Annotated in this window: 22 protein-coding genes; 6 read left to right on the forward strand and 16 right to left on the reverse strand. The window is 73.8% G+C overall.

What is annotated here, in order from left to right; translation table 11 throughout:
* Nucleotides 1-209: 209 nt before the first annotated feature.
* The 3 genes from topA to V1260_RS08775 all read right to left on the reverse strand — a co-directional run bounded on the left by topA (nt 210) and on the right by V1260_RS08775 (nt 5657).
* Nucleotides 210-2918, reverse strand: a complete 2709-nt coding sequence (topA, locus tag V1260_RS08765; protein WP_329746430.1) for a type I DNA topoisomerase — start codon at nt 2916-2918, stop codon at nt 210-212.
* A 121-nt stretch (nt 2919-3039) separates the two neighbouring features.
* Nucleotides 3040-4020: a phosphatase PAP2 family protein gene (locus V1260_RS08770; protein WP_329746431.1), complete on the reverse strand. Its 981-nt coding sequence runs from the start codon at nt 4018-4020 to the stop codon at nt 3040-3042.
* A complete protein-coding gene (locus tag V1260_RS08775) occupies nt 4017-5657 on the reverse strand; it encodes a DUF7059 domain-containing protein (protein WP_329746432.1) in 1641 nt (546 codons plus the stop codon). The genes V1260_RS08770 and V1260_RS08775 overlap by 4 nt, the downstream gene beginning before the upstream one ends.
* Nucleotides 5658-5733: 76 nt before the next feature.
* Between V1260_RS08775 and V1260_RS08780 the strand changes: the two genes are divergently transcribed.
* Nucleotides 5734-8223, forward strand: a complete 2490-nt coding sequence (locus V1260_RS08780; protein ID WP_329746433.1) for a DEAD/DEAH box helicase — start codon at nt 5734-5736, stop codon at nt 8221-8223.
* A 38-nt stretch (nt 8224-8261) separates the two neighbouring features.
* On the opposite strand, the gene V1260_RS08785 is transcribed toward V1260_RS08780, so the two are convergent.
* From V1260_RS08785 to V1260_RS08815, 7 genes are all read right to left on the reverse strand, one after another.
* Nucleotides 8262-8609 (reverse strand): Rv3654c family TadE-like protein, encoded by a 348-nt coding sequence (locus V1260_RS08785; protein WP_329746434.1) that lies wholly within the window; start codon nt 8607-8609, stop codon nt 8262-8264.
* On the reverse strand, nt 8606-9001 hold the full coding sequence (locus tag V1260_RS08790) for a TadE family type IV pilus minor pilin (protein ID WP_329746435.1): 396 nt from the start codon (nt 8999-9001) through the stop codon (nt 8606-8608). Before V1260_RS08790 ends, V1260_RS08785 begins: the two co-directional genes overlap by 4 nt.
* The gene (locus V1260_RS08795; RefSeq protein WP_329746436.1) at nt 9001-9201 is read right to left on the reverse strand and encodes a DUF4244 domain-containing protein; all 201 of its coding nucleotides are present in this window, start codon (nt 9199-9201) and stop codon (nt 9001-9003) included. Before V1260_RS08795 ends, V1260_RS08790 begins: the two co-directional genes overlap by 1 nt.
* A 156-nt stretch (nt 9202-9357) precedes the next feature.
* On the reverse strand, nt 9358-10317 hold the full coding sequence (locus tag V1260_RS08800) for a type II secretion system F family protein (RefSeq protein ID WP_329746437.1): 960 nt from the start codon (nt 10315-10317) through the stop codon (nt 9358-9360).
* Between the two features lie 188 nt (nt 10318-10505).
* Nucleotides 10506-11789 carry a TadA family conjugal transfer-associated ATPase gene (locus V1260_RS08805; RefSeq protein WP_329746438.1) on the reverse strand — a complete coding sequence of 428 codons (1284 nt, stop codon included), beginning with the start codon at nt 11787-11789 and terminating at the stop codon, nt 10506-10508.
* Nucleotides 11786-12937 carry a hypothetical protein gene (locus tag V1260_RS08810; RefSeq protein ID WP_329746439.1) on the reverse strand — a complete coding sequence of 384 codons (1152 nt, stop codon included), beginning with the start codon at nt 12935-12937 and terminating at the stop codon, nt 11786-11788. Before V1260_RS08810 ends, V1260_RS08805 begins: the two co-directional genes overlap by 4 nt.
* Before the next feature lie 372 nt (nt 12938-13309).
* Complete coding sequence (locus V1260_RS08815) at nt 13310-14119, reverse strand: exodeoxyribonuclease III (protein ID WP_329746440.1); 810 nt, start codon at nt 14117-14119, stop codon at nt 13310-13312.
* A 66-nt stretch (nt 14120-14185) separates the two neighbouring features.
* Between V1260_RS08815 and V1260_RS08820 the strand changes: the two genes are divergently transcribed.
* The gene (locus V1260_RS08820) at nt 14186-15031 is read left to right on the forward strand and encodes an SDR family NAD(P)-dependent oxidoreductase (RefSeq protein WP_329746441.1); all 846 of its coding nucleotides are present in this window, start codon (nt 14186-14188) and stop codon (nt 15029-15031) included.
* Between the two features lie 62 nt (nt 15032-15093).
* Nucleotides 15094-15705 (forward strand): orotate phosphoribosyltransferase, encoded by a 612-nt coding sequence (locus tag V1260_RS08825; protein ID WP_329746442.1) that lies wholly within the window; start codon nt 15094-15096, stop codon nt 15703-15705.
* Between the two features lie 49 nt (nt 15706-15754).
* Here V1260_RS08825 and ypfJ read toward each other — a convergent pair whose 3' ends face one another.
* The gene (gene ypfJ / locus V1260_RS08830) at nt 15755-16684 is read right to left on the reverse strand and encodes a KPN_02809 family neutral zinc metallopeptidase (protein ID WP_329746443.1); all 930 of its coding nucleotides are present in this window, start codon (nt 16682-16684) and stop codon (nt 15755-15757) included.
* Between the two features lie 148 nt (nt 16685-16832).
* Here ypfJ and V1260_RS08835 point away from each other — a divergent pair, with 148 nt between their 5' ends.
* From V1260_RS08835 to fbaA, 3 genes are all read left to right on the forward strand, one after another.
* Nucleotides 16833-17567, forward strand: a complete 735-nt coding sequence (locus V1260_RS08835; RefSeq protein ID WP_329746444.1) for a DedA family protein — start codon at nt 16833-16835, stop codon at nt 17565-17567.
* Complete coding sequence (locus tag V1260_RS08840; RefSeq protein WP_329746445.1) at nt 17564-18214, forward strand: TrmH family RNA methyltransferase; 651 nt, start codon at nt 17564-17566, stop codon at nt 18212-18214. The genes V1260_RS08835 and V1260_RS08840 overlap by 4 nt, the downstream gene beginning before the upstream one ends.
* Nucleotides 18215-18379: 165 nt before the next feature.
* On the forward strand, nt 18380-19405 hold the full coding sequence (gene fbaA / locus V1260_RS08845; RefSeq protein ID WP_329746446.1) for a class II fructose-bisphosphate aldolase: 1026 nt from the start codon (nt 18380-18382) through the stop codon (nt 19403-19405).
* Between the two features lie 157 nt (nt 19406-19562).
* On the opposite strand, the gene V1260_RS08850 is transcribed toward fbaA, so the two are convergent.
* The 5 genes from V1260_RS08850 to V1260_RS08870 form a co-directional block, all read right to left on the reverse strand.
* On the reverse strand, nt 19563-19889 hold the full coding sequence (locus V1260_RS08850; RefSeq protein ID WP_329746447.1) for a DUF2516 family protein: 327 nt from the start codon (nt 19887-19889) through the stop codon (nt 19563-19565).
* A 75-nt stretch (nt 19890-19964) separates the two neighbouring features.
* Nucleotides 19965-21251, reverse strand: coding sequence for an FUSC family protein (locus V1260_RS08855; RefSeq protein WP_329746448.1), 1287 nt, complete (start codon nt 21249-21251; stop codon nt 19965-19967).
* Complete coding sequence (locus V1260_RS08860) at nt 21248-21682, reverse strand: hypothetical protein (protein WP_329746449.1); 435 nt, start codon at nt 21680-21682, stop codon at nt 21248-21250. The genes V1260_RS08855 and V1260_RS08860 overlap by 4 nt, the downstream gene beginning before the upstream one ends.
* Nucleotides 21683-21830: 148 nt before the next feature.
* On the reverse strand, nt 21831-22952 hold the full coding sequence (gene ygfZ / locus V1260_RS08865; protein ID WP_329746450.1) for a CAF17-like 4Fe-4S cluster assembly/insertion protein YgfZ: 1122 nt from the start codon (nt 22950-22952) through the stop codon (nt 21831-21833).
* A complete protein-coding gene (locus V1260_RS08870; RefSeq protein ID WP_329746451.1) occupies nt 22945-23592 on the reverse strand; it encodes a heme-binding beta-barrel domain-containing protein in 648 nt (215 codons plus the stop codon). Before V1260_RS08870 ends, ygfZ begins: the two co-directional genes overlap by 8 nt.
* Nucleotides 23593-23631: the final 39 nt, after the last annotated feature.

Raw genomic sequence — 23631 nt, forward strand, 5'->3', positions numbered from 1 at the left:
CGACCGTCACCGCAGGTCGACCGATGGGTCACACACTAGTCCTGCGGCCGCGCACCCGGCGGGCACCGCGGCCGGGTCGTGACGGTCGTGCGCGTTCCTGCCCGTCGTGAACCCTCCGTGCGCAGCGACGTGCAGAACGGGGCCCGGACCCGACGGTCCGGACCCCGTCCGGTGGTGCTGAGGGCGATGTGCGGGAACGCCCGGCCCGCTCAGCTCTTGGTGGTCGTCGACTTCTTCCGCGTCGTCGTGGTGCGGCGCGCGGCGGGCTTCTTCGCGGGGCCCTTCGCGCGCTTCTCGGCGAGTTTCTCGATCGCGACCTGCTCGGTGATCTCCTCGACCCGCTCGCTGGCCCGCAGCGACACGTTCGTGGTGCCGTCGGTGATGTACGGGCCGAAGCGGCCGTCCTTGATGACGATCGGCTTCTCGGAGGTGGGGTCCGTGCCGAGCTCCTTGAGCGGCGGCTTCGCGGCGGCGCGGCCACGGGTCTTCGGCTGCGCGTAGATCTTCTCCGCCTCCTCGAGGGTGACCGTGAAGATCTGCTCCTCGGACTCGAGCGAGCGGGAGTCGGTGCCCTTCTTCAGGTACGGGCCGTACCGGCCGTTCTGGGCGGTGATCTCGGTGCCGTCGGCGGCGGTGCCCACCACGCGGGGCAGGCTCAGCAGCGCGAGAGCCTGCTCGAGGGTGATCGAGGAGAGGTCCTGGGAGGACAGCAGCGAGCCGGTGCGGGGCTTCGGCTGTTTCGACTTCGGGACCTTCTTGCCGCCGGTCTCCTCCGGCTCGGGCAGCACCTCGGTGACATAGGGGCCGTAGCGGCCGTCCTTGGCGACGATCTCGTGGCCGGAGGCGGGGTCGGTGCCGAGCACGCGGCCGTCGTCCTTGGCGCGCTCGAGCAGCTCCTGCGCGGCCTGCACGGTCAGCTCGTCGGGCGCGATCTCGTCGGAGACGTTGGCGCGTTGCGGGTCGGCGCCCTCGATCACCTCGCCCTGCTCGTCGCGGGCGGCCCGCTCCACGTAGGCGCCGTAGCGGCCCACGCGCAGGGTGATGCCCTCGCCGATCTCGATGCTGTTGATCGCCCGGGCATCGATCTCGCCGAGATCGTCGACCATCGGCTTCAGGCCGATCGGGGTCTCCTCTCCGTCGGAGAGGTAGAAGTCCTTCAGGTAGCGGGAGCGGTCGAGATCGCCGCGCGCCATGCGGTCGAGCTGCTGCTCCATCTGCGCGGTGAAGTCGTAGTCGACGTAGGTCTCGAAGTGCTCCTCGAGCAGTCGCACCACCGCGAAGGCCGTCCAGGAGGGGACCAGGGCGGTGCCGCGGCGCAGCACGTAGCCTCGGTCCTGAACGGTCGCGACGGTCGAGGCGTAGGTCGAGGGGCGGCCGATGCCGCGCTCCTCGAGGGCCCGCACCAGCGATGCCTCGGTGTAGCGGGGCGGCGGGGTGGTGGTGTGCCCGTCGGGGGTCAGCTCGCGGGTGTCCAGCTGCTGGCCCTCCTGCATCTGCGGCAGACGCTTGTCGCCGCCCTCGTCCTCCTGGCCGTAGCGGGAGGCGTCACGGCCCTCCTCGTAGGCGGCGAGGAAGCCGCGGAAGGTGATCACGGTGCCCGCGGCGCGGAAGGTCGCGGTGCGGCCCTCCTGCGCGAGGGTCAGCTCGACGGTCGAGGTGGTGCCCTTCGCATCGGCCATCTGCGAGGCGACGGTGCGCTTCCAGATCAGCTCGTAGAGGCGGAACTCGTCGCCGGAGAGCTGCCCGGCGACCTCGGCCGGGGTGCGGAAGCGGTCGCCCGCGGGGCGGATCGCCTCGTGCGCCTCCTGCGCGGACTGCGAGCGGTTCTGGTAGAGCCGGGGCTTGTCGGGCACGTACTGGGCGCCGTACAGCTCGGCGGCCTGCGCGCGGGAGGCGGAGATCGCCTCGCGCGAGAGCGTCACCGAGTCGGTACGCATGTAGGTGATGTAGCCGTTCTCGTACAGCGCCTGCGCGACCCGCATCGCCTGGCGCGCGCCGAGGCGCAGCTTGCGGCTGGCTTCCTGCTGCAGCGAGGAGGTGGTGAAGGGAGCGGCGGGCCGACGGGTGTAGGGCTTGGACTCGAGAGCCGTGACCTCCGCGGGGGCGCCGGAGAGCGCCGTGACCAGGGCGCCGGCCGACTCCTCGGTGAGCACCGTCGCGGACTGCGAGCGGGGCTTCAGCTCGCCGGTGTCGGCGAAGTCGCTGCCGGTCGCGACGCGGGAGCCGTCGACGGTGGCGATCTTCGCGGAGAACTGCTCGCCGCCCTCGGCCTGCGGGCCGAACACGCCTGTCACGTCCCAGTAGTCGGAGGCCACGAAGGCCATCCGCTCGCGCTCCCGCTCGACCACGAGCCGGGTCGCGACGGACTGCACGCGCCCCGCGGAGAGCGAGGGCTTGATCTTGCGCCACAGCACCGGAGACAGCTCGAAGCCGACCAGTCGGTCGATGATGCGCCGGGTCTCCTGCGCGTCGACCAGGTGGGAGTCGATCTCGCGGGTGTTCTCGAGCGCGCCGAGGATGGCGTCCTTGGTGATCTCGTGGAACACCATCCGCTTGACCGGCAGGCCCTTCTTGGGCTTGAGCGTCTCGAGCAGGTGCCAGGCGATCGCCTCTCCCTCGCGGTCCTCATCGGTGGCGAGGTAGAGGGTGTCGGCGTCCTTGAGGGCCTTCTTGAGGTCCGCGACGGTCTTCTTCTTGTCGGGGCTGACGATGTAGTACGGGTCGAAGTCGCCCGCGACGTCGACGCCGAATTTCCCGTACGGCCCCTTCTTCATCTCGGCGGGGAGATCGCGGGGCACGGGGATGTCGCGGATGTGGCCCACCGAGGCGAGGACCGTGTAGTCCTCCCCGAGGTAGCGGCCGATCGTCCGGGCCTTCGCCGGGGACTCGACGATCACGAGATGCCGTCCGCCAGTCACGGTGCGCAGTCCTTCCCCGCCGCGATGTCGCGGCGCATGATCCCGGGCAGGGTGCCCAGGTCAGAGAGTATTCGGGGCGCTGAGGGCGCTCACCGAGAGTTCACGGTACACGGTCGCCCACTCAGGCCCGGTGTGAGATCGGCGTGCGCAGCAGCAGCACGAGCGCCATCCAGATCGCCGTGCCCCCGGCGATCAGCAGGGCCGTCGCGGTGAAGGCGGTGGACTGCTGGGCGGCGTCCTGGAGGTCGAGGGGCAGGCCGAGGGAGCCGAGGTCCAGGGCGCCGAGGGCGAGCCCCGCGAGGCCGAGGCCGCCGAGCAGCACGCCGATCAGCATGTCGATGGCTCGGGTGCGCTGCAGGGCGGAGGAGGTCGCGGCGCGGCGTCGCCCGCGCCCGGGGGCGGGGGCGGCGGGGCGGCGGGCGAGGCGCCGACGGGCGAGCAGCCCGTCCACGGCCAGCGCGAGGAAGGTCCAGGCGGCCACGACCACGATCGCCCCGACGACGTCGGAGGGACGGTGCCACCCCTCGACGAGGGTGCCGATCCCTGCGGCGGCGGTCCAGGCGGCGCCGAGCGGTGCGAGGACCACCCGGGCCCCGCCGCTCGCGAGGACCACGGCCACGAGGGCGGTCGCAGCGAGAGTGGTGTGCCCCGAGGGGAAGGAGTTCGGGGTGATCTCGATGCCGGGGCCGAGGGCCTCGCGCGTGATCACCAGGTGCTTCAGCACCTGGGTGGTGACGTTCGCGCCGAGCACGACGAGGCCGATCGGCAGCAGCAGGTCGCCGCGTCGGCGCAGCAGCACCAGCACGGCCGCGATCGCGAGCAGGGCGATGACGGCCGGGGCGCTCACGGAGAGGATCGCGATCTGCGCATACTCGGCGAGGCGGCCCTCGTGGGCCTGCGCCCCGGAGAGGATCAGCTGGTCCATCCGCTGCCCGCTCGCGGTGCCGACGGCGGCCCGGGCCAGCACCCAGACCGCCGCCGCGGAGGCGAGCGCCATGAGCAGCGAGAGCACGGCCCGCACGGGCGGGGCGAGGCGCGGCGGGGCCTGCTCGGCGGAGCCGGCGTCGACGGGGCTCGTCGGGGAGGTGGGGCTCGTGGTCACAGGGTCACCATCCGGGAGATCAGGAGGTCGCGGACGAGAGGGAGGATCCGGGAGCGCTCGGCGTCGGCGTCGGAGTCGGTCAGGGCGCACACCGCCCCGAGGACCTGACCGAGCGTGAGCGTGCCGTCGAGGGCCCCGACGGTCCCGGCGAGGATCTGGTCGGCCGGGACCACGCGCCCGAGGCCCGCACCCTGCACCAGCTCGATCAGCAGCGGATCCCACGCGCCGGGCGTGAGGTGGCGCCGCTCGACCACGTCGGCGGCCCGGACCGGACGGCTCGCCAGGAGGGCGTCGTCGTCGAGGTCCTCGAGCTCGCTCAGCATCCGCAGGCCCGCGGCGAGGTGCTCGCCGAGGGTGCCGCTGCCGCTGCCCACCTGGTGCTCGGTGCGCAGGACGCCCGGGCGCCGGGGCTCGTCGGAGGTGGGGCCTGCGGCGGGGGCGGACCCGATGCCCGCGGCGGTCCCCGGATCCCCGGGACGGCGCAGCAGGAGGTAACCGAAGCCGATCGCGGCGGTGTCGCGGGAGGCGAAGTCCTCGAGCCAGTCGCTGACGAGCGCGGTCCAGGCCGGGTCCCGGTCGGTGATTCCGCCGTCGCGTGCCCAGGTCTCCGCGTACTGCGCCGGATCCTCCTGCTCGCGCTGGATCACCCAGGCGTCCACCCCGTCGGCCCGGGCGGGCTCGAGCCAGGCGCGGGGATGGGTGTCCCAGTCGGCGCCGGCGGGGATCTCCCAGTTGCCGAGCAGCACGGCACGGCCGCCGGGGGAGAGGTGCGCGGGCAGGGCGGCGAGCAGCTCGGCGAGCAGGGTGTCGCCCGCGCGGCCGCCGTCGCGGTAGGTCCACCCGCCCGTGCTGCCGGCGGTGCGGTTCTCCGGCACCGGCTCCTGCCGGGGCGTGATCACGAAGGGGGGATTGGAGAAGATGAGGTCGAAGCGCTCGCCGGCGACGGGTTCGAGCAGCGAGCCGTGGCGCAGGTCGAGCTCGATCTGGTTGAGGGCGGCGTTGAAGGCCGCCATGGCGAGCGCGCGGTCGGACAGGTCGGTGGCGACCACGTGCTCGGCGTGCCGGGAGGCGTGGAGCGCTTGGATGCCGCCGCCGCAGCCGAGGTCCAGGACGCGGGAGACGCGCTCGCGCGGGGTGATCCGGGCGAGGGTGAGCGAGGCGCCGCCCACCCCGAGGACGTGCTCGGGGCGAAGGGGGTGCCCGGTCGCGAGCTCGGACGGGTCCGAGACGATCCACCAGGAGATCTCGCCGAGGTCGTCCTGGGCGGCGTAGGGGGCGAGGTCGATGAGGGCGCGCAGCGGCGGAGGCGCGGATCCGGGGCCGCCCGGGTCGAGGTCGGCGACCCCCAGGATCCCGAGCTCCTCCGCGCCGGAAGCGCCGAGCGAGGGCAGGGCCGCGTCGACCTCCGCGCGGGTCGCCGTACTGCCCAGGGTCAGCAGGGAGAAGAGCAGCGCCGCCGGGTCCGACGAGCCGGCCAGCGCCCGACGCGCGGGCAGCGGGTTCTCGCGGCGCAGCGCCGCCACGGCGACCTCGCCGAGCAGCTCCTCGGTCCGGGCCACGGTGTAGTCGGCGGCGCGGAGGTCGGTGCGCAGGGCGCTGATCAGCGCGGGCTGGACCTGGGGGACGTCGGTGGGCATGGCTACGATTGTGCCCCAGCCGTGAGGGGAGCTCGCGGTGACATTGTGGGGACCGCGCGCAGGGAATGAGGAGTCGATGAGGGCAGGCAGAGCGGCCGACCTCCTCACCGATCTCACGGCGCCCCTGACCCGCCGCAGCTGCCTCACGCACGTCGAGGTCCGTCCCGAGCGGGAGGGCCGACGCGGCGCCTTCCCGAGCTGGACCGATCCGCGCCTGCTCGCGCACCTCGCCGAGCGGGGGATCACGGCGCCGTGGATCCACCAGGAGGAGGCCGCGGAGCTGGCGCACGGGGGACAGGACGTGGTGCTCGCGACGGCGACCGCCTCGGGCAAGTCCCTCGCCTACCTGCTGCCGGTGCTCACGGCGGTGGGGGCGCGCGAGCTGGACGTGACGGCGCGCCGTGCGACCGCCCTGTACCTCTCGCCCACCAAGGCCCTCGCCGCCGATCAGCTGACGAACATCACCGCGCTCGCCGACGGGGCGGGGCTGCACGATGCGCGCGTCGCGGTGTACGACGGGGACACCCCCACCGAGCAGCGGCGCTGGGTGCGGCGCCACGCCACCGTGGTGCTCACCAATCCCGACATGCTGCACTTCGGGATCCTCCCGGGGCACGAGCAGTGGGCGAGCTTCTTCCGGGCCCTGCGCTATGTGGTGATCGACGAGTGCCACACCTATCGGGGTGTGTTCGGCAGCCACGTGGCGATGGTGATGCGGCGGCTGCGGCGCATCGCGGAGCACTACCGTGCCGAGCCCACGTTCGTGCTCGCCTCCGCGACGACCGCGAACCCCGAGCTGTCCGCCTCGCGGCTGATCGGTCGGGACGTGCAGGCGGTCACCGAGGACGGGTCCCCGCGGTCGGGGCTCACGATCGGGCTGTGGGAACCCGGGACCCGCGCCCGGGTGGACGGACGCGGCCCCGGGGCGACGGCGGACGGTACTGCGACGGACGGTGCAGTGGGGACTCGGGCCGCGGCGGACGGCGCGGAGCTGCTCGATGCCGAGCTCGAGCAGTCGGGGGAGCACGCCGACGGCCGCGACGGCGGACGCGAGGCGCCCCTGCGCCGCTCGGCGACGAGCGAGGCGGCCGCCCTGCTCGCGGATCTGGTCGAGCGGGATGTGCAGACGCTCGTCTTCGCCCGCTCGCGGCGCGGGGCGGAGCTCGTCGCCTCGGGCTCGCGTCGGCTGTTGGACCAGAAGGCGGAGCACATGCTCGCGCCGGCGCTCGCCGACCGTGCCCGTCGCATCGCGGCCTACCGCGGCGGGTACCTGGCGCGCGAGCGCCGCGCCCTCGAGGACTCCCTGCGTTCGGGCGAGCTGCGCGCCCTCGCCTCGACCAACGCCCTCGAGCTGGGGATCGACATCGCGGGCCTCGACGCGGTGGTGGTCGCGGGATGGCCGGGGACCCGGGCCTCCCTGTGGCAGCAGTTCGGCCGCGCCGGTCGACGGCAGGACGGGGGCGGGGGAGCCCTCGCCCTGTTCGTCGCGCGGGAGGACCCGCTGGACACCTATGTGGTCCACCATCCCGAGACGGTGTTCCAGGCCCCTGTGGAGGCGGCGGTCTTCGATCCCGCGAACCCGTATGTGATGACCCCGCACCTGTGCGCGGCGGCCAGCGAGCTGGCGATCCGCGACGGCGAGGAGGACATCTTCGGGCCGACGGCGCGGGAGCTGCTGGACACCCTCGCCGGCCGCGGGGTGCTGCGGCGCCGTCCGCACGGCTGGTACTGGACGATGACGGAGTCGGCGCACGACCTGACCGACCTGCGGGGAAGCGGCGGGGAGCCGGTGCGGATCGTGGAGGAGGCGAGCGGTGCGCTGCTGGGCACGGTCGACGCGGCGAGCGCCCACAGCCAGGTCCATGACGGGGCGGTCTACCTCCACCAGGGCACCAGCTTCGTGGTGAATCACCTCGACGTCGAGCGGGCCGTCGCCTTCGTGCACCGGGAGGATCCGCTGCACTCGACGCATCCGCAGTCGACCTCGACCATCCGTATCCGGCAGATCGACCGGGAGGTGCCGTGGGCGGGCGGGGTGCAGCTCTGCTTCGGCACCGTGGACGTCACCGACCAGGTCACGGGATACCAGGTGCGGGACGTGTACACGCAGGTCGTGCTCGGCCAGCACCCGCTGGACCTGCCGCCGCGCACGCTCACCACGAAGGCGGTGTGGTGGGTGATGCCGCGGTCCACGACGGACGCCGCCGACATCCCCGGCGAGGAGCTGCCCGGGGCGCTGCACGCCGCCGAGCATGCGGCGATCTCGATGCTGCCGCTGCTGGCCACGTGCGACCGCTGGGACATCGGCGGAGTCTCCACGGCGCAGCACGAGGACACCGGCGAGCCGACGATCTTCGTGTACGACGGCGCGCCCGGCGGCGCGGGCTTCGCCGAGCGCGGGGCCGACGACGCCGCGGCCTGGGTGCGGGCGACCGCGGACATGATCGGCGAGTGCGGCTGCGAGTCGGGCTGCCCGGCCTGCGTGGTCTCGCCCAAGTGCGGCAACGGCAACGAGCCGCTCTCGAAGGCGCAGGCCGAGGTGCTGCTCGGGCTGCTGCATCCCTGAGGCGTCCCGGGCCGTCGGTCGCCCCGGGCGTCCCGCCGTCATGGACGGGTCACCGTCTGCTGATCGCGGGGGTCAGGACCGGCACGGGCCCGCGCGGTCCGCTCTGGCAGCGGTGCGGCCACGACCTCGACGGTCACCAGCACGTCCCACTCCCGCAGCTCGCAGGCGGTGAGACGGGCGTCGTTGCGGGAGGCGACTTCGGCGGCGACGCCGCAGGGGTCGCCGTGGGCGACGGCGAGGGCGTCGGCCCCGGCGAGAGCGGCGAGGTCCGCTGCGGTCGCGGCGCGCGCCTGGGCGAGGGTGCCGCCGCCCAGCAGCGACAGCCCCGCGATCAGCAGTGTGCTCGCCCCGGTCCAGGCCAGCACCCCCGCGGCCCCGGTGCTCATGGTCCGGCCCCCTCGATCAGCTGCGGCTCGCGGCGGGCCTCGGCGTCGGCGCTGATCTCCCAGGCGGCGCCCGCGAGCGGACCGGAGCCGGCGCGCAGGGTGCGGCGCACCTCGACCCGCACCCAGGCGCCCTCGCCGCTGATCGACACGACCGCGCCGGGCCCGCCGATGCGCTCGGCGGTCGCGATCGCGGCGGCGGGGTCCTCGCCGCGGGCGAGCTCGCGGACGGCGCCCCGGGCCGCGCTCTCGAGTCGCACCTGGGCGCCGAGGCCGAGGCCGACGAGCAGCAGCACGAGCACCATCATCACCACCACCGGGAGCACGATCGCGGTCTCGGCGGTGGCGGAGCCCCGGTCGTCCCGCAGCGGGGACGACCGGGGACGCCGAGGCATCACGACCCCTTGGACAGTGCCGAGGTGATGATGCCGAAGAGGATCTCGCGGACCTCTCCGGAGGCCAGCAGGGCGACCAGCACCGCGGCGAAACCGCAGGCCGCGAGCACTGTGATGGCGTACTCGGCGGTCGAGGCGCCGGTCTCGTCGCGCAGCGCGCGGGAGAGGCCCCGGCGCATCCTTGTGAGAGTGAGGGACATGTCGTGCTCCTTCGGGTCGTGGACGGGGGAGGCCGTCCGGGACCGGTCGACGGGAGTCGGCCGGGTGGGGCGGCGCGAGCCGCCCCCGCCGGGAATCCCCGGCGGGTCCTGGAGGGTCCGGAGGACCGGTGGGGAGGACGCGGAGGGAGGGCGCGCTCATGGCGTCGCCCCGGGCGCCCCGAGCTGGAGGATGCCGCCCAGCAGGGAGATGACGGTGGGGATGATGCCGAGCGCGACGAAGGCGGGGAGGAGCGCGATGCCGGTGGGCAGCACCAGGCGCACCGCGAGCTGGGCGGCACGCACCTCGGCGTCCCGTGCCTTCCCGCGGCGGGCGTCGAGTGCGGCCGAGCGCAGCACTCGGGCGAGGTCCGCCCCGGAGGTCTCGGCGAGCACCGCGGAGCGGCCCAGCGCCGCGAACCGCTCGGGCAGGTCGGCGACGGCGAGGGCGGCCGGTACGCCACCGCGCAGGGCCGTGCCGAGGCGGGCGAGACCGCGGGCGTCCGGGCCGTCGGGCAGCGACTCCGCCACGGCGGTGACGGCGTGGGCGAGGGGAGAGCCCGCCTCGAGCACCCCGGCGATCAGCTCGAGCGCCACCGAGGGATCGACCTCGTCGTCCGTCGGCGGATCGGCGCGGTCCAGCAGGCGGCGCATCCACCACCAGCCGAGGCCCGTGAGGGCGAGGCCGGTCGCGCCGAGGAGGTTCCCGGCGGGGGAGGCCAGCAGCAGCCGCAGCGGGTCCCCGCCGAGCAAAATGCCCAGGCCGAGTCCGGCGAGCGGCAGCACCAGCAGGATCCGGGCGGTCGAGCGGGGCCCGGCGAAGGCCGAGCGGCGGGCGAGGGCCGCGTCGTGGAGGTCCCGCTGCGCATCGGCGAGGCCCTGCAGCATCCCGGCGGTCGGGGCACCGGTCCGCTCGCACACCGCGAGCGCGGCGCCGAGGCTGCCGATCCGCGCGCTCCGGGCCAGCGCCCCGGTGGCGGCCCGCCGGGGATCCGCCCCCGCCGCCCCGGCCCGCGCGACCTCAGCGAGATCGCCGGCAGGGAGAGTGCGGGCGAGGGCGGCCCAGGCCTGGCGGAGCCCTGCCCCGGAGGCGATCACGGTCGCCAGCTGCTCGATCATCCGAGCCGTCTCGAGGGGGCCGGATGCGGAACGGCGGATCCGGGTCCGCGGACCGGGCTCTCCGGTCCTGTCCCGTGCGGGGGCCGGCGCCCAGAGGACGACGAGTCCGAGGACGAGGGGTAGGAGCAGCAGCGCTGTGCTCGGCGCCTCGAGTCGGGGCAGCCCCAGCGGGAGGAGGGTGTCGAGGCTCATGCCGCTCGCCGCCCCGGGGTCGAGATCGTCAGGGACCGCTCGGAGCGCGCGGCCGGCGGCTCCGCGGGGTTTTCGCGCCGCGGGGCCTCGGCGGCGGGGCGCAGCCGTTCGGCGAGGTGCCCGGCGGCCGGGCCTTCGAGGAGGCGTCCGTCGACGGGGCGCAGCGCGGTGCTCGCGCGGAGCAGGCCGTCCTCGCCGCGGTCCAGGACCGCGATCTCCTCGAGCACGCGGCGGCCGTGGTGCCGTCCGAGCTGGATGACGACCTCCAGGGCGCTCGCGACCTGGGCCGCGAGGGCTCCGCGGTCGAGCCCGCCGAGGGCGCCGAGGGCCTCGAGCCGGGCGGGCACGTCCGCGGCGGTGTTCGCGTGGACCGTGCCGCAGCCGCCTTCATGCCCCGTGTTGAGCGCCTGCAGCAGCTCGCGGATCTCGGCGCCGCGGCACTCGCCGAGCACCAGCCGGTCAGGGCGCATGCGCAGGCTCTGCCGCACGAGCGCGGTGAGGTCCACGGCACCGGCACCCTCGGAGTTGGCGTGCCGGGACTGCAGGTGCACGACGTGCGGATGGTCCACCGCGAGCTCGAGGACATCCTCGACGACGACGATCCGTTCGGTCTCCGGGACCGAGGCGAGCATCGCCGCCAGCAGGGTCGACTTCCCGGTGCCCGTCCCGCCGGTGACCAGGAAGGGGACCCGGGCGGCCACGACCGCGCGCAGCACCTCCGCCGTCTCGGGGCCGAAGGCGCCGCGGGCCTGCAGCGCCGCGAGGTCCAGATGTTCCCTCGCCGGCAGGCGTAGGGACAGGATCGCCCCGCCCGGGGAGAGCGGAGGCAGCACGGCATGGAAGCGGATGCCGCTCGGGAGGTGGGCGTCCGCCCAGGGCATGGCGTCGTCGAGGCGTCGCCCGCCGCTGGTCGCCAGGCGCACGGCGAGGTCGCGCGCCTCCTCGGGCGACAGACGGACCCCGCTGCGGTGCAGGCCCGTGCCGTCGTCGGCCCAGACCGTGCCGTCGTCGTTGACCAGCAGGTCGGTGACGCCCGGGGCGATCAGCGCCTGGAGCGGCCCGAGCCCGTCGACGTGGTCCCGTACCCGAGCGGTCAGCTCGAGGGTCGCGGCCGCGCCCAGCACCCGGCCCTGCTCCCGGAGCAGGCCCGCGATCCGGGTGACGTCCACGGGCCCCGGCCGGCGCACGAGATCCGCGCGGACCCGGTGCAGCAGCTCCCCGAGACCGGCGGGATCCGCACCGGCGCCCGCGGCAGGGAGCGGGGTCGCCGCGGTGCTCATCGCCGTGCCTCCTCGCGCAGCCGCGACACCAGCTCGCGGGCGGTGCGGTCGGCGCCGCCCCGTCGCACATCGAGGAGCGGAACGTCCCCCCGCGGCCCGTCGCGGAAAGTTCCGAGGAGGGGCAGGCCGAGGGCCGCGACGACCTCGCGGGCGCTCGGACCACGGTCCCGACGCACGACCGCACCGACCCGGCCCGCGGCCGGGGCCCAGTCCCGCAGCCGCCGTTCCGCAGCCCGGACCGCGTCCTCCCGCCCCGGCACGACCAGCACGAGGTGGTCCAGGAGATCCAGGGCGGGCCGGACCAGCGACGGGGCGAGGTCCACGACGACGGTCCCCGCGAGCGGGGCGAGGGAGGAGAGCGCCCGGCGCAGGGCCTCCGCGCCGGGACCCCCGTCCTCCCCGGCCACGAGCAGACGGACGTCGTCCACGAGCGGCAGTCCCGTGCGCAGGGCCTCGCCGTCATCCGGTCCCAGCCGTGTCGCCTCCTGCCAGGTGATGCCGCTGATCGGGGGAGCCTCGACGAGCAGGTCCAGACCGCCGCCGAGAGGATCCGCATCGATCAGCACCACCGGGCCGTCGGCACGTGCCGCGGCGGCCAGCCGCGCGGCGAGGCTCGAGGCCCCCGCACCACCGCAGCCCCCGGCGACCCCGAGGAGGAGGGCGGAGCCGCGGGGCCGGGAGAGCTCGGCGAGATGGGCGAGCAGCGACTCCGAGTCCCGCGGGAGCCGCAGCACGGCCCGCGCCTGTTCCGCGAGGGCGACCCTCCAGACCTCCGGCGCGATCTCCTCGTCCCCGGTGAGGACGAGCAGCGGCGGGGCATCCCGCGCGAGCGGGGATCCGAGGGTGACGCCGGCCTCCGTGACCACCGCGCAGGCGGCGCCCACACCGGCGGCGCCCTCGCTCGCGGCGTCGGCGTCGACGAGCGCCAACCCCACGGCGGCGGTATGGTCCGCCAGCTGCTCGCGGAGACCCTCCGAGCGGCCTCTCCAGAGCACCGCGGAGCCTCGCGGCGGCGGGCCGGCGACCCGCGGCAGCGGGAGCTCCGGGAACCGGGAGCGGCGGCGGCGCGAGGAGCCGTCCCCGAGGGGATCGGGCTCGGTCGGCACAGGGCGCAGATCCGTGGCGTCGGCGAGAGAAGTGCTGGTCATGCCGCCATCGTGGCGACACGAACGCGACCTGCGCGCCCCCATCGGCCCCACGGTGGATAACCCGCACCTGGGGAGGAACGGTCAGACACTCACCCCCGTTGCACACCCCGGGGCCCGGGTGTACTGTGATCTGGACAACGACGAATACCGGCATCGGAACCCACGTTCGACTGGTCCCCGCAATGGACCGGCTGTGAGGCGTCGACAGCGCCACCGCAGCCACACCCCGTGAACGCCTGATCCCGATGCAGACGGCTCGTCAGGAGCGGCGCCACGATGATCGTGACGCCGCTCCGCCATGTCCGGGCCCGTGATGCCCCGGCCCGTGATGTCCGGACCCGTGCCGGAATCGGACGCGCCCCCTGCCTCCGCTCAGAGCTCCAGGTCCACCACGACCGGCGCGTGGTCCGAGGCGCCCTTGCCCTTGCGCTCCTCGCGGTCGATGAAGGTGCCCGTCACGGCCTGCTGCACGGCGGGGGAGCCGAGCACGAAGTCGATGCGCATGCCCTCCTTCTTCGGGAAGCGCAGCGCCTGGTAGTCCCAGTAGGTGTAGACGCCGGGGCCGGGGTGCTCGGGCCGGACCACATCGGCGAAGCCCTCGTCCACGACGGCGCGGAAGGCGGCCCGCTCCGGTTCGGTGACGTGGGTCTTGCCGTCGAAGAAGCCCATGTCCCACACGTCGTCGTCCTGCGGGGCGACGTTGAAGTCGCCGACCAGCACGGCCCGCGCCGCGGGGTCCGCCGCGAGCTCGCGGGCGCCCTCCGCGCGCAGCGCCTCCAGCCAGCGCAGCTTGTAGCCGTAGTGGGGGTGGTCCAGCTCGCGCCCGTTGGGGACGTACAACGACCAGATCCGCAGGTCGGCGCCCTCCGCGCCGACGGTGCCGCCGAGCGCCCGCGCCTCCACGACGCCGGTTCCGTCCTCGGGCCAGGTGGGCACGGCCGGCAGCTCGGTCTGCACGTCCCGCAGGCCGACGCGCGAGATCAGCGCGACGCCGTTCCATTGGTTCAGGCCGTGGGCGGCGACCTCGTAGCCGGCCGCCTCGAGCGCGGCAAGGTCGAGCTGGGCGGGCTTGGCCTTGATCTCCTGCAGGGCCAGGACGTCCACCTGGTGGCGGTCCAGGAAGGCGAGGACGCGGTCCATCCGGGCCCGCAGGGAGTTGATGTTCCAGGTCGCGATGCGCATGGTGTCGATCCTACGGGGGAGCGCAGTCGCCAGCGGGAGGAGTCGAGCGCTCGTAGACTCTCCCTCATGGCGCGCGCTCTCGTCACCGGATCCACCTCGGGCCTCGGCCTCGAGTTCGCCTGGCAGCTCGCGGGCACCGGGCACCACCTCGTGCTGGTCGCCCGGGACGAGAGCAGGCTGCGTACGATCGCCGAGCAGATCCGGGACGTGCATCCCGTGCAGGTCGAGGTGATCGCGGCGGACCTCGCCGACCGTGAGGAGCTCGACCGGGTCGCGATCCGGCTCACCGATCCCGTGGAGCGCATCGACCTGCTCGTCAACAACGCCGGGTACGGACTGAGGGGCGGCTTCCTCGAGATCGGCGTCGAGGACCACGAGCGGCAGATGGACACCCTCATGCGCGCAGTGCTGGTGCTCTCCCATGCCGCCGCCCGAAGCATGGTCCAGCGGCGCAAGGGCGCGATCATCAACGTCAGCTCGCTCGCCGGCTACACCGCCGCCGGACCCTACGCGGCCTCGAAGGGCTGGGTCACGGTGTTCACCGAGTCCCTCGCCATGGAGCTCAAGGGCACGGGCGTGACCGCGACCGCGCTCCTGCCCGGTTTCGTGCAGACCGAGCTGCACGAGGGCGCCTCCCGCCACCGGGACGGACTACCCCGCGTCACCTGGCTGCGGGCCCCGTTCGTCGTCGAGCACGCCCTCAAGGACGCCGCGAAGGGCGTGGTGCTGTCCATCCCGTCGGTCGGCTATCGCACCGCCGGCGAGGTCTCCCGGGTCGCTCCCCGTTCGGTGCTGCGGGCGCTGTCTTCCCCGTCCTGGTACGCCCGGATCACGGCGCGGGCCGTGGACCGCTCCCGCAAACGGGCCTCCCGCCGGAACCTCCATGCGCACTGGCAGCGCGACGAGGACTGATCCTGCCCGGGTGCCCCGGATGCGTCCCGGGTCGGGAGGGTACGGTCCATTACGCTGACCGCATGCCCGAGACAAGCGCCTCCGCCTCCGCCCGTCCGATCGTCGATCCCGCTCTCGCCGCCGACCGCGAGCGCCTGCGCGAGCTGATCCGCGACCTCGCCGTCGTGCGCGGGAAGGTCACGCTCTCCTCGGGCGTCGAGGCGGACCACTACGTCGACCTGCGGCGCATCACCCTCCACCACGAGGCCTCGCCGCTCGTCGGCCGGGTCATGCTGGACCTGCTGCGGCGCGAGGGCCTGGTGCCCGGGGTCGAGGCCGTCGGCGGGCTGACCCTCGGCGCGGACCCGGTCGCGACCTCGATCCTGCACGCCTCCGCCGCCGACGCGGACTCGCCTGCGCTCGACGCCTTCGTGGTGCGCAAGGCGCAGAAGTCCCACGGCCTGCAGCGCCGCATCGAGGGCCCCGAGGTCGCTGGCCGACGCGTGGTCGCCGTCGAGGACACCTCCACCACCGGCGGCAGCGTGCTGACCGCCTGCGAGGCGCTCACCGAGGCGGGGGCGGAGATCGCCGCGGTCGCCGTGATCGTGCACCGCGCCGACGCCTCCCGCGAGGCCGTCGAGCAGGCCGGCTACCGCTACCTCGCCGCGTACGACATCTCCGAGCTCGAGATCTGAGCCGCCCGCACGGGCGGGGCGGAGCGGCGAGCCGGTCCCGCCGTCGCGATCAGACCTCGTCGACCGCGAAGGTGTCGCAGGCCTGGACGGTGCCCTCGGAGTAGCCGACGGTGAACCAGTGCTGGCGCTGCTCGGAGGAGCCGTGGGTCCAGGACTCGGGGTTGACCTGGCCGCCGGCGACGTCGCCCTGGATGTGGTCGTCACCCACGGCGCTCGCGGCGGACAGCGCCGAGGCGATGTCCTCGTCGGTGAGCGGGGCGAGCATCGGCTGGCCCTGGTCGTCGGTCGTGGCCGAGGCGTGGTGGGCCCACACCCCCGCGTAGCAGTCGGCCTGCAGCTCGAGCCGCACGGCGTCGGACTGCGGGCCGGTGCCGCTGCGGTCCGCGGACTGCATCGCCCCGGAGAGGTACTGGACGTGGTGCCCGTACTCGTGCGCGACCACGTACATCTTCGCGAGCTGTCCGCCGTCGGCCCCGAAGCGGGACGTGAGGGAGTCGAAGAAGTCGACGTCCACGTAGATCGTGGAGTCGGCGGGGCAGTAGAACGGGCCGACGTCGGCCGTCGCCGCGCCGCATCCGGTCTGCACCGACTGCGAGAAGACGATGCCCTGCGGCTCGACGAACTCCCAGCCCGCCTCGGGCGCGAGCTGCGCCCACAGCGAGTCGCCGGACTCGATCGTGGCCTGGACGAGGCACTCGTCGTCGGCGTTCGCATCGGCCCCGCTGGTGCACTGCTCGAGCACCCCGCCCTGGCCGCTCTGCCCCTGGGAGGTGCCGCCGCCCGCGACGAGGTCCATCACCTGGCCGGGGGAGAGGATCCCGGTCATCATCAGCACGAGCAGCACCACGAGGATCACGCAGCCTCCGGCACCGCCGACCTTGAGCCCGCCGCCGCCGGGCCGGAAGCCGCCGCCGGTGCCGCCCCCGCCGGAGCGCGCCACGTTGTCCGATCGGATCTCGGCGTTGGGATTGAAGCTCATGCGCACAGGGTAAGCCCAGGAACTCCTGCGACAGGGCGGAACGATCCAGGTGATCCGGGGGTGCCGTGAGGCGGTCACGGGGACGATCCGTGAACATGCTGGGGAGCTTCCCCCGCGGTGAGGAATCGCCGGGGCGCGGATCCCTAGGATGGAGGGGCCGGTCCCCGGCGCCCCGACCCCGCCGACCGACCCCCGGGAGAACACCGTGAACATCGTCGACTGGGCGATCTCGACCATGGACGCCCTCGGACCGATCGGCGTGTTCCTGCTGATCTTCCTCGAGAACATCTTCCCGCCGATCCCCTCCGAGGTGATCCTGCCGCTCGCGGGCGTGGCCTCCGCCGGGCCGAGCCAGTCGTACTGGCTGATGCTGCTGGCCTCGATCGCCGGTTCCGTCACCGGAGCCTGGCTGCTCTACGGGATCGGGCGCCTGCTGGGCCCCGAGCGGCTGCGGGTGATCTTCATCCGCCTCCCCCTCGTGCACGTCGAGGACTACGACAAGACCGTCGCCTTCATGGACCGCCACGGCTACAAGGCCATCTTCTTCGGCCGCTTCGTGCCCGGCATCCGCTCCCTGATCTCGATCCCCGCGGGCCTGTACGCGATGCCGCTGGGCATGTTCACGCTGCTGACCGCGCTGGGCAGCGGGATCTGGAACACGATCTTCATGACCATCGGGTATTTCATGGGCTCGAACTGGACCGTGATCGAGCCCTACACCGATGTCTTCTCGAACGTCGTCTACGTGATCATCCTGCTGGTCGCGGCCTGGTTCGGGATCAGGCTCCTGCTGCGCGAGCGGAAGCGCCGCGCGGCGGGTCTGCCCGATCCGGACGCGGAGGAGCTCGCCGAGCTCGAGGAGGAGAAGGCCGAGGGACGATGACGGAGGCGTCCCCCGCGACGGAGGAGCCGCGCGAGGTCGGCGTCGGACCCCACCCCGAGCCCTGGCCCGAGGACTCGCGGCTCGACCCTGAGCTGCTCGAGAACGGCGACCGCCGCAACGTCGAGGACCGCTTCCGCTACTGGCGGCGCGACGCGATCATCGCCGAGCTCGACACCCACCGCCACGACCTCCACGTCGCGATCGAGAACCTCGAGCACGACGCGAACATCGGCTCGGTCGTGCGCACCGCCAACGCCTTCGCCGTCGGCGCCTTCCACATCGTCGGCCGACGCCGCTGGAACCGGCGCGGCGCCATGGTCACCGACCGCTACCAGCACGAGATCCACCACGCCGACGCCGACGGACTGATCGCCTGGGCGCGCGCGGAGGGGCGGCCGCTGGTCGCGATCGACCTCGTGCCCGGCGCGCTGCCGCTCGAGCGCACCCGACTGCCGCGGAATGCCGTGCTCGTGGTCGGCCAGGAGGGACCGGGCGTGAGTCCCGAGATCCTCGCCGCCGCCGACCTCGTCGTGGGCATCACCCAGTTCGGCTCGACCCGCTCGATCAACGTCGCCGCCGCGGCCGCGATCGCGATGCACGTCTGGATCCTGCAGCACGCCGACATCCCCGAGGGCCCGCTGCGCTGAGAGGGTCCGGGAGGCCGCCGGCGCAGCACGAGGGGCGACTGTCCATGCGGGACCTCGGCCCGGGGAGGGTCAGGCGCGCTGTGGAACAATGAGCCCGATCGGACGACCCGCGCCCTCTGGCGCGCGGAGGTCGTCACGGACTCCCATCGACGAAGGAGAACCCCCATGGCAGTCGCCACCCCGGATCAGTACGCAGAGATGATCGACCGCGCCAAGGCGGGCAAGTTCGCCTACCCGGCCGTGAACGTCTCGAGCTCCCAGACCGCCACCGCCGCGTTGCAGGGCTTCGCCGAGGCGAACTCCGACGGCATCATCCAGGTGTCCTTCGGCGGCGCCGAGTACCTCTCCGGCTCGACCATCAAGGACCGCGTCGCCGGCTCCATCGCGCTCGCTGAGTACGTGCACGCGGTCGCCAAGAACTACCCGATCAACGTCGCGCTGCACACCGACCACTGCGCCAAGGAGGTCCTGCCCACCTGGGTCGAGCCCCTCATCGAGTGGGACCTCGAGAACCGCGTGAACAAGGGCCTGGACCCGCTGTTCCAGTCGCACATGTGGGACGGCTCGGCCGTGCCGGTCGACGAGAACCTCGAGATCGCCGAGAAGCTGCTCGCCAAGACCACCGCCGCCAAGAAGATCCTCGAGATCGAGGTCGGCGTCGTGGGCGGCGAGGAGGACGGCGTCTCCGCGGACGTCGACGAGTCCAAGCTCTTCTCCACCCCGGAGGACGGCCTGAAGACCGCCGCCGCGCTGGGCCTCGGCGAGAACGGCCGCTACCTGACCGCGCTCACCTTCGGCAACGTGCACGGCGTGTACAAGCCCGGCAACGTGAAGCTCACCCCCTCGATCCTGCTGGACATCCAGAAGGCCGTGGGCGAGAAGTACGGCAAGGAGATGCCCTTCGACCTGGTGATGCACGGCGGCTCCGGCTCGACCCTCGAGGAGATCCGGACCGCGGTCGACAACGGCGTCATCAAGATGAACATCGACACCGACACCCAGTACGCCTTCACCCGCCCCGTCGTCTCGCACATGTTCGAGAACTACGACGGCGTGCTGAAGATCGACGGCGAGGTCGGCAACAAGAAGGCCTACGACCCCCGTGCCTGGGGCAAGAAGGCCGAGGCCGGCATGGCCGCCCGCATCGTCGAGGCCTGCGAGAACCTCCGCTCGGCGGGTACTCACGCCTGATCGACGAGCTGTGAGCCCGCAGTCGTCGGCGAGGTACGAGTCGGCGGCGCAGGGCGAACGGGAGGGGATCAGGCAGCTGGACACCGCCTGATCGACCCTAACGACCGAGGCCCCCGGAGCGCTGCTCCGGGGGCCTCGTGCTGTCCGTCGGCCGTGCTCACCAGCGGCGGCGCGGCCCCTGGGCGCGACCCATCACGCGGCGCAGCGCGGGCAGCACGTCGGCGAGGAAGACCCCGGCGATGACGATGCCGATGAGCATGAACAGCATCGAGGCGCCGCCGTTGCCGATCGGGTAGGGGAGCGACAGGAAGCCGAGCAGCATCGCGACCCCGGTCAGCACGCACCAGAACACCTTCGAGCGCTTGTCCGCCGCGGTGTACGCGTCGGGGCGGAAGCGCAGGGCGTTCACGAAGGCCCACACCTCGACGGCGAGCAGGACGAGGGCGAGCACGGCGAGGATCCACATCTGGATGAGGGCGATCATCGCCTCAGGATACGGTCGCGTGCTGAAGGCCCTTCGAGGGCGGACCGCCTGGGGCCTGTGTGGGGGAGGGACGCCTCAGCGGGAGCGATCCGGGTCCGAGCGGTCGGTGATCAGCAGCTCGAGCGCCTCGGTGGTGGCGGGCGGCTCGAGCGCCCGCATCTCCCGGGTGAGGGGGCGCGGCCCGATCGCCTCGCCGTCTGCCGCGACCACCAGGCTGGGCAGGAACCTCTTGGCCTCGACGGCGCTCAGACCGGTCGACTGCAGCAGGTCGATCGCGAGGGAGCGCAGCTGGATGGTGAGGGTCACGCCCTCGAAGTGCCCGGCCCGCCCGGGCCGGGTTCCCTCGTCGTTCTGCAGCAGCATCTCGGGGGTGAGATAGGAGCAGAACAGCCGCAGCCGACGCCGCGCCTCGGTGAAGTCGACCTCGTCGCGCTGCACGGCCTCCCGCAGGGCACCGACCGCGTCCCGCGCGGCGAGCAGCGCGTCGGCGAGCCGCGAGTGGGCATCGCCGTGGACCGCCTCGAGGAACTCGACCTCGCGCCGGGCGATGACGCGCATATTCCGCATCGCCCGGTCCGAGCCGATCAGGAGGTGCTGCAGCCGCTCGACCTGGTGGGCGTGGCGAACCCCGGTGGGGGAGAAGGTCGCCATCTCGTTGGCGACGTCGTTGGCGAGGGTCCACTCGTCGGTGTACTTCTGGGAGCTGGAGCGCAGGCTCACGAGGGCCGCCCGCGCGACGCCGTGATCGCCGCTGCGGGCGGCGAGGGCGAGGGCCACGAGCGTGTCGTCGAGCTCGCCGAAGAACGAGCAGGCGGCGCGGGCCTGCAGGCGCAGCGGGTTCCCCGACAGCAGCAGGTGCACGACGATCGCGACGGTCACGCCGGTCAGGGCGTCGAGCACCCGCCCGCCCGGGGTCATCCCCGGGGTGACCGGCATGATCATCACCAGCAGCGACTGGATCGCGGTCTGGAAGCCGAACAGCGAGGACTTGTCGATGAAGCGGGCCAGCAGCCCGGCGACCAGCACCACCACGAAGATCTGCCAGGTGCCGGAGCCGAGCAGGGAGCGGGCCAGCTCGCCGAGGAGCACGCCGAGCATGACGCCCGACGCCAGCTCGACGACCTTGCGCATCTTCTTCTCGATGCCGAAGCCGATGATGATGAAGGCGACGATCGAGGAGAAGAAGGGATGCTCGTGGTTCCACAGGAATCCCGAGACGAGATAGGCGAGGGACGCGGCGAGGGCGGCGCGGGCGACGGTCAGGGCGTCGGAGCGCCCGCGGGAGAACCCGGTGGTGAACCAGCCGGTGATCGCACCGCGGGCCCGCTCGGGCCAGGGGGCGGGGGAGGAGAGCGGGCTCATGGGCGGACCGGGTCCTCTCGCCGCAGGCGCAGCAGCTCGGTGAGCTCGAAGGTGTCGCCGTCGCGCGCACCGCGCCCGACGACCAGCGGGGCCGGGGAGGGCCCCGGGTCCGCGCCGCGCAGCCGGGCCAGCAGCCCGCCCTCGACCCGCATCACGTAGTAGTTGCCCGCGGCGTCCACGGCCAGGGACCGGTCCTGCTTGAGATACCAGCCCTGCAGGGATGTGCGCAGCGTGCCGCTCCCCGTGTACGGACGGGCCCGCAGGGGGATCGGGTCGATCCCGGCGGCGGCGTACCCGGCGACGGCCTCCCGGATGAGGGCGGTGGCCCGCTCGTGCTCGTCCTGGCGGGCGGCGCGCAGGGCCTGCTCCTTGGCCTCGACCACCTCGCGGCGGTGCCGGATCCACTCGGCCTGATCGTCCTGCGCGCTCATGGCGTCCATTGTTCCAGGTGGGCGGGCGCACCGTCCGGGAGACGGCGTGGGAGGTGCGTGAAGGTGCCGCGCAGGTGGGCCCGGGCTTGCCGGCGCGGGCACCGGCGCAGTCGAGGGCTCAGAGGCCGGCGCAGGCGCCGCCGCGGGCTCAGAGCTTCGCGGTCGCGGGGCGCTCGCCGTGGTCGCGGGCCACGACGATCGGCTCCTGGGCGGCGTCCACCCAGGTCACGCGATCCTCGCCGGCCGAGTCGGCGACCGCGACCCCCACGCTCAGCGGGGCGTCGAGCGGCACGGCGCGGCGCACCACGGCGAGGGCGATCGGCCCCAGATCCGCGTGCAGCGCGGAGGAGGTGACGGTGCCGACTGCTTTCCCGTCGGCCCCTCCGAGGCGCACCTCACCGCCCACCCCGACCGGGAGGTCCTGCGAGCCGTCGAGGTGCAGCATGACCAGCCGGCGCGGCGGCTGACCGAGGTTGAGCACCTTCGCGACCGTCTCCTGGCCGCGGTAGCAGCCCTTCGCCGTGTGCACCGCGGTGCGCAGCAGGTCGAGCTCGTGCGGGATGGTGCGCTCGTCGATCTCGCGGGCGGCGCGAGCCCGATGGTCCGCGATCCGCAGCGCCTCCCAGGAGGACATGCCAGCCAGCTGCTCCCCGGCCCAGGGGAGGCCGCCGAGGGCCGCCGCGTCGAGCACGGTGAGGACGGCGCCGACGGGATCCTCCGGATCCGGCCCGTAGGCCACGCCGCCGAGGGCGACCTGCGGCCAGGGCTCGGCCCAGACGGCCACCGGATCGGGCAGGCCGAGACCGGGGAGCACCTCGGCCGCGGGTGCGAGAGCGCCGAGGACCCGCAGGTCGTCGCGGTCGATCAGCTCGACGCGGGCGGCGAAGCGCATCATCTCGAGGTAACGCCGCAGGCCGGCCCGCGCTCCCGCGTCCAGGATCAGCAGCAGCGCCTCCTCCTCGAGGACCACCGAGGAGGCGAGATGCTCGACGCGACCCTGCGGAGAGAGCACGGCGAGGCTCGCCGAGGAGCCGACGGGGGTGCCGGCGAGGACCTGGCTGGTGATGGTGGTCATCCAGGTGCGGGCGTCGGTGCCGCGCACCTCGAGCAGCTCGAGCTGGCCGAGGTCGACGACCGCGCGCCGGTCCAGGAGCCGACGCTGCTCGCGCAGCGGGGCGCCATAGTGCACGGGCACCGCGGCGTCGGGGCCCTCGCCGAGCACCGCCCCGGTGACGAACAGCCGACGATGGGCGCCGACGGGCTCAGGCACGATGCAGCTCCAGGGAGACGAAGGGGGCGAGATCCGGGTGGGGATCCGCGGCGGTGACGGGCAGGCGCCGCTCCCACAGCCACATCATCCGCCCGGCGATGTAGCCGAACATGCGGGTGTCGGTGACCAGCGGACGACCGTCGGCCGCGCTCTCACCCAGGGCGAGCTGGACCCGCGGTCCGCGGACCTCGCCGCGCCAGGTCTCGGAGTGCTCCTGCCCGGTCTCCCCGTCCCGGCGCGTGACCTGCGCGGTCAGGGCGTGAGAGAGGAAGGCGGCGGGGTCGCCGGGGCGGGCGGCGCGCGCCGCGGCGAGGTCCTGTCCCGGCAGCGGATCGCCGACGGTCCACACGCCGTCCTCGCGCAGCAGCAGACGGCGCGAGGCCTCGGCGGCGACGGGCTGCGTGGCGGCGAAGGCGCTCGTGGGAGGCAGGGGGGCGGAGTCGTCCAGCTCGTGGATCACCGAGCGCCAGGCGAGGGTGCCGTCCGGGCGGGCGGTGGTGGTGAGGGTCTGCTCGATCCGTCGGTCGGGGACGTCGGCGTCTCCCGCACGATGGACCGCGCCCGAGCCCGACCACGACCCGACCAGCCAGGCCAGGGGGTAGAGCGACGGGGGGAGGCTGGGGTCCAGCTCGATCGGCATGGTGCCGCTCAGCGGGAGAAGAGACGGAGCAGCACCAGG

The sequence above is a fragment of the Brachybacterium sp. J144 genome, assembly GCF_036321705.1.
GTDB lineage: Bacteria > Actinomycetota > Actinomycetes > Actinomycetales > Dermabacteraceae > Brachybacterium.